Source organism: Nostoc cf. edaphicum LEGE 07299, assembly GCF_015207245.1.
Classification (GTDB): domain Bacteria; phylum Cyanobacteriota; class Cyanobacteriia; order Cyanobacteriales; family Nostocaceae; genus Nostoc; species Nostoc edaphicum_B.
Genome location: NZ_JADEXF010000358.1, coordinates 1 through 5,090 on the forward strand (window position 1 = coordinate 1; position 5,090 = coordinate 5,090).

Annotated in this window: 7 protein-coding genes; 5 read left to right on the plus strand and 2 right to left on the minus strand. The window is 41.7% G+C overall.

Translation table 11 applies throughout. From position 1 onward, the window contains the following. From pstC to IQ229_RS12485, 4 genes are all read left to right on the plus strand, one after another. A partial coding sequence (gene pstC, locus IQ229_RS12470) for a phosphate ABC transporter permease subunit PstC (protein ID WP_194044107.1) occupies positions 1-642 on the plus strand: 642 nt, incomplete at its 5' end. A gap of 19 nt (positions 643-661) precedes the next feature. Next, positions 662-1,543, plus strand: a complete 882-nt coding sequence (gene pstA, locus IQ229_RS12475; protein ID WP_194044109.1) for a phosphate ABC transporter permease PstA — start codon at positions 662-664, stop codon at positions 1,541-1,543. A 57-nt stretch (positions 1,544-1,600) separates the two neighbouring features. Next, the gene (gene pstB / locus IQ229_RS12480; RefSeq protein ID WP_194044111.1) at positions 1,601-2,407 is read left to right on the plus strand and encodes a phosphate ABC transporter ATP-binding protein PstB; all 807 of its coding nucleotides are present in this window, start codon (positions 1,601-1,603) and stop codon (positions 2,405-2,407) included. Between the two features lie 125 nt (positions 2,408-2,532). Continuing rightward, positions 2,533-2,814 (plus strand): hypothetical protein, encoded by a 282-nt coding sequence (locus tag IQ229_RS12485; protein WP_194044112.1) that lies wholly within the window; start codon positions 2,533-2,535, stop codon positions 2,812-2,814. Between the two features lie 39 nt (positions 2,815-2,853). On the opposite strand, the gene IQ229_RS12490 is transcribed toward IQ229_RS12485, so the two are convergent. Together IQ229_RS12490 and IQ229_RS12495 are read right to left on the minus strand one after the other, a co-directional pair. After that, positions 2,854-3,420, minus strand: a complete 567-nt coding sequence (locus IQ229_RS12490; protein ID WP_194044114.1) for a Uma2 family endonuclease — start codon at positions 3,418-3,420, stop codon at positions 2,854-2,856. A 162-nt stretch (positions 3,421-3,582) separates the two neighbouring features. Beyond that, positions 3,583-4,179 (minus strand): glyoxalase-like domain protein, encoded by a 597-nt coding sequence (locus tag IQ229_RS12495; RefSeq protein WP_194044116.1) that lies wholly within the window; start codon positions 4,177-4,179, stop codon positions 3,583-3,585. A 196-nt stretch (positions 4,180-4,375) separates the two neighbouring features. On the opposite strand from IQ229_RS12495, the gene IQ229_RS12500 reads away from it, so the two are divergent. Then, positions 4,376-5,005 (plus strand): sigma-70 family RNA polymerase sigma factor, encoded by a 630-nt coding sequence (locus tag IQ229_RS12500; RefSeq protein WP_194044118.1) that lies wholly within the window; start codon positions 4,376-4,378, stop codon positions 5,003-5,005. Positions 5,006-5,090: the final 85 nt, after the last annotated feature.

The following is a 5,090-nucleotide window of genomic DNA, read 5'->3' on the forward strand; positions in this document are numbered from 1 at the left end:
GCTATTGTACTAAGCGAGGATTTTTTACCTGCAAAAGTGAAGTTAGTACTGGTTTTTGCAGTAGAACTGCTCGCAGCTATTCCCAGCGTTGTCTACGGCGTGTGGGGTATTTTTGTTTTAGTGCCTATATTAACTAACTTGGGAAAATGGCTCAATAGTTACTTTGGCTGGATACCATTTTTTAGCACCCCCCCTACAGGCCCAGGAATGTTGCCAGCAGGAGTCATATTAGCAATTATGACTTTACCAATCATCACAGCCCTCTCGCGCGATGCCTTGATTTCTATACCCTCTAGTTTGCGTCAAGCCGCTGTAGGACTAGGAGCAACCCGATGGGAAACGATTTTGCAAATTCTGATTCCAGCAGCCTTTTCGGGGATAGTTAGCGCTGTGATGTTAGCACTCGGTCGGGCAATGGGAGAAACAATGGCTGTAACAATGTTGATTGGTAATTCCAACAATATTAGTATCTCATTGTTAGCACCAGGCAATACGATTTCTTCTCTACTAGCAAATCAATTTTCAGAAGCTAGTGGTTTGCAAGTGTCGGCTTTAATGTACGCTGCTTTAGTTTTATTCTTCTTGACTCTGGTAGTCAATATCATGGCCGAGTTTATCGTTCTGAGAGTCAAGCGACTGTAGCTTAGTTTTGGGTTGAATTATGACTTCTAGTTTTCCAGAGCGCAGTCTAACTCGCGCTCCTATGTCTCAAAGGACATTGTTTAATACTGTAATGACTGTTGTCGCATTTATCTGTGGGGTATTGGCACTTGTGCCTTTGCTAGCAGTACTGTCTTACGTCATTATTCAAGGCTTTAGCAGTTTGAGTCCCAGCATCTTTTTTGAACTACCACCCAAAGCTCTACAACAGGGAGGAGGCTTTGGTAATGCAATCTTGGGCACGTTGCTGATGGTAGGAATTGCAGCGCTGATTAGCATTCCGTTTGGTGTTTTAGCAGCGATTTATATAACAGAATTTAGCTCGGCTCAAGTAGCGAGATGGGTACGTTTTGCGGCTAACGTCCTGAGTGGAGTCCCCTCAATTATTGCTGGGGTATTTGCCTATGGTATTGTAGTTTTAACACTGGTAAAGTTGAACTTAGGATCGTATTCAGCTTTAGGTGGAGGGTTTGCCCTGTCAATTTTGATGTTGCCAATTATTGTCCGAACCACTGACGAAGCTCTGCAATTAGTATCGCAAGATTTGCGGCAAGCATCTGTAGGGCTAGGAGCAACTAACTTTCAAACAGTAAGCCAAGTAGTCTTGCCAGCAGCCCTACCAGCAATTGTAACTGGGGCAACCCTTGCGATCGCCAGAGCATCTGGAGAAACTGCACCTTTACTATTTACCGCGCTGTTTTCCAATTTTTGGCCTGGTAGCTTATTTGAACCTACAGCTTCCCTTGCTGTTTTGGTTTACAAATATGCCATTTCTCCGTTTAAAAATTGGCAATCACTAGCTTGGGCAGCATCTTTAATTTTGGTATTGATGGTTCTAATCACAAGTATCATCGCTCGCTGGGTAACTCGCAAGAAAGCTTAGTCAAATAGCATCTACATAGCGGATTTGTATCGCTAAAACTAATACTACATTTAATTTATGGCTAACAACATTAGCACAGTCAACGATACTCAAACCGTTTTACGCACCGAAAACCTCAATGTTTACTACGGCAAATTTTTAGCCTTGAAAGATATCTGGCTAGATATTCCAAAAAATCAGGTGACAGCCTTTATCGGGCCTTCTGGTTGTGGTAAAAGTACGTTGTTGCGATGCTATAACCGCCTCAATGACCTGATTGAGTCATTTCGGGCAGATGGTAAAATACTTTTTTACGATAAAAACTTGTATGCATCCGACATTGATCCTGTAGAGGTGCGTCGTCGGATTGGGATGGTGTTTCAAAGACCAAACCCATTTCCCAAATCAATTTATGACAATATTACTTTTGGAGCCAAAATCAACGGCTATAAAGGTAATTTGGATGAATTAGTAGAAAGTAGTCTCAGAAAAGCAGCTTTGTGGGATGAAGTAAAAGATAAGTTGCGACAAAGCGGCTCGTCTTTATCTGGTGGACAACAACAACGGTTATGTATTGCTCGTGCGATCGCAGTACAACCTGAAATTATACTGATGGATGAACCTTGCTCCGCTCTTGACCCCATTTCCACCTTGCGTGTTGAAGAACTGATTCACGAACTTAAAGAGCAATATACTATTGTCATTGTCACCCATAATATGCAGCAAGCAGCCCGTGTTTCTGATAAGACAGCCTTTTTTAATGTTCGGACTTCAGAAACAGGAACCCGTAATGGCTATATGGTAGAGTATGATGCGACAGAAGTAATTTTCAACAATCCTCAGCAGGAAGATACCAGAGATTACGTCAGTGGCAAATTTGGATAAATAAATATTTAATATTACATTGTTGATATTAAAGCAATGAGGGATAGTCGGAAATTAAAGTTGTGCGATATTCCTCTATGTTTTTTATTTGAAGGACTTTTTTCTCCCCAACAAACTTCATCTCAATGCTGTCCGATGTCTATTACTTAGTGCGCTCAAAAACTGACGGGAACTATCTTATAGCTCGTCCCGATCCTGAAACATCGGGTTATTTATTGCTGTTTCAAGAAAACTTTGACGCCCTTAGCTATCTCAACACCCACGCAGCAGAAGTGGCAAATCGCTTTGCGGTGGAATCTATTGCGCGTACACAGTTGGGAAACTTGCTCAAACGCTGGGGTTTTAGCGGTGTGGGCATTGTGACTGACCCGTTGTTACCCAAAGTTGAATTTTTACAGCACAATTAACTAATTCGTAATTCGTAATTCGTAATTCGTAATTTTATATTAATTAAATAGTTGTGCGATCGCACAAGTAAAATCAGGCAATATGGGTGAACTCAATTCATCACCATTAAATAACGTAGCAACTAACTTTAAACTCGCTTGTTCGCGTCGATATACTTCTACCTGTTGCTTGCGCCAATCTACAATCCAATATTCTCTGACACCTCGTGATGAGTAGAGCTTAAGTTTTAGTTCTTTGTCCCGCTTTTCGTTTTCACTACCAGCAGATAGTACTTCTATAACCAGTTCTGGCGCACCAGTCAAATGCCCTGCCTCGTCTAAAAGTAGGGGCAATTTTTCGTTGCTAGCCCAGACAACATCGGGAATAACATTATCATTGTCACCAAAAATTATTCCTGGAGCCGTCACAACTTCTCCCAGACCAGTAGTTTGTGACCAGTTATCCAAGGAAGTGCTAATTCTGACACAAGTTTTTTGATGCTTCCAGTGGGGCGCTTTAGTCACAAACAATTCTCCGTCAATAATTTCATAGCGATTCCCGTTATCTGGAAACAACTCTAAATCGGCGGTAGTCCAGCGCACTCTCTCAGATATCGGCTGGTTCATAAATCATCTCAGTTAGGGGATTTACCTATTTTAGCTTGGGTGGAAATAGGACATTAATTAGGAGCCAAGCCGGGAGTCAATCTAAATTCCAAAATCTAAATTCCAAAAATATTGGGTGGAGCGCTCCACCCAACCAACCTAAAATAATTTAATCACTAACTACTAATTCGCTACCTCAGCCACCTCAATCACTCGCCCTTCGTAGTCCTTGACTAAAAAGTTCAGGGGTTTGTGGTTACGAATCTTCAATTTCAAACCGCGCATTTCGACTCGCATTAAAATCATTTCCAGGCAGTCATGATCAAAACAAACGTGGCGTTGCTGATTCTTGCTACCTAAACTCGCACCAGTAATGACGTGTAGCTGGGTGTTTTTCTTCAATTGATACCACAGCCCATCGTTGGTGTTATTCATCATTTTGCTAGACAAGCTCGGCCCAGTAGACATATATAACGGATCGATGCCAGTTGCGCCTATAGTTTGTTCGTAGTTGTAGTAGTAGTGCAATGGCACCTCAGCTGCTGGCAAATCTAGCAGTCCTTCATACAACTGTCGGGCAATCTCCAAATCTGACACCATTACAGTGTGTACTTTTGGGGCACTGGTGAGAAACATCCACATGGCACCAGCGTAAGCTGCTAGCAGCATCACCATAATGCCTTGGGTGGAGAACAGGCTATCTAAGGGCAGGGAAGGCAGAAAGGAGCCTAAAGTAAGGGGACTGAGCAGGAACGAGATCACACTAACTGCTATAACCATGAACAAATAAGGATTCTTTAAGAGAGTTGATTTTATGATTGTCGATTAAGACTAAAATTAAGTCCTTGTTTTTAGTTTATCAATACTCAACTAGTCTGAGTCTTATCTACAAACTGAGCAACACCAAGATATTATGCGATTAACTAGGGGAGTGCAATTCCCAAAACTATTTTAACAACTATCAACTCCAAGACTTGTGCAAATTCCTCATTTTCCCGAAGCTAATCACCCACTAGTGAAGTCGCTGTTCCATCACAGTGACCATGAATTACTGACTCTGTTTCAGCGCTATCCAGATGCTGGAAAGTACTTTACTGTGATTTTCTGTCGCTACAGTCCCATAGTCTACACCTTAATTCGGCATTCAGCGCGATCGCCTGTGCAAGCAGATTATCTGTTTGCCCTTACCTGGCGACATATTTATTACGAACTCGGTGGACTAAAGTTAAGTGACTCTGAATCAGGTGAGGAAGCCTTGACTATGCAGAATTGGTTAATTAATATAACAGCTTTCTGTATAAATGAGATTAAACTACCACCCACAGAAGCAATTCATTATTCTCTGCAAGCAACTTCACCGCCGCTATGGTGCTATGTACAACAGGCGTTAGACCAACTACCGCCTGTTTTACGATTAATTGTGTTAATGGCTCAAACTTTCCATTGGAGCGAAACTAGAATTGCTGCTTATCTACAAGCTGAAGGAGAAGCGATCGCTCCTTATGAAGTAGCCAATTTTCTCCAGGAAGCCTATCGTATGCTAGAGGACAAATTGCCCACAGATATCCGCTCTATCTACTTTTGGGAAGATTTAGCTCAATCATAGCTTAATTAGAAATGCGTATATTAGTTGTCTTCAATTTTTAAACTTAAAACTTTTTCTTAGACCTTCTACTTAAACCTGCAACTTT